Below are 569 nucleotides of genomic sequence, written 5' to 3'. Positions count from 1 at the left end.
ATACTAATATTCATAATTAAAAAATGCTAAACAAAATTAGCGGTTCTCTCTTCTGTATCTMGMTGGGTCTATAAACTTTCGCCTGCCCTGAAACTTAGATAAATAAACTATATTACTAGCAATCTCACTAAAACCATTATCTCCATATTTTAATACAGTCTCTTTTGCTAATTTTTCTTCTATCATATAATAAGCTAAAGGTACATCATCAATTAAAACATGACAYAATATYCTATCAAATATATCATAGGAAGAAACAAGCATAGAAACTTTATCGCTGTYTTTTATTAAATTAGAAACATAGTCCCTTGCCTCTTTGCCGTAAACTTGTTCTAATTCTGGTGCGTCAATTCCTATGAACCTATAAASATTATTATTATACGATATGGTGTCTCCGTCYAAAACTTTTATCAAATCTTTATCAATATTATTTTCACTATAATTATTATTTGTAACAGATAAAAATATTTTTGAATTATTAGAATCTCTTAATGTAATATATTCTTCTTTTTTTATGTCGTTAATATCGAGTACAACTTTATAATAGGTTATTTTGTTTTTATACGCAT

At 26.2% G+C, this 569-nt stretch carries 1 protein-coding gene; it reads right to left on the bottom strand.

Features of this window, described 5'->3' with window-relative positions; translation table 11 throughout:
* Nucleotides 1-36: 36 nt before the first annotated feature.
* The coding region (locus GQX97_RS14290; protein WP_232473448.1) for a thermonuclease family protein at nt 37-569 on the bottom strand (533 nt) is incomplete at its 5' end.

The sequence above is a fragment of the Brachyspira sp. SAP_772 genome, assembly GCF_009755885.1.
Lineage (GTDB): Bacteria > Spirochaetota > Brachyspiria > Brachyspirales > Brachyspiraceae > Brachyspira.
This window is presented reverse-complemented; position numbering and strand designations above follow the sequence as displayed.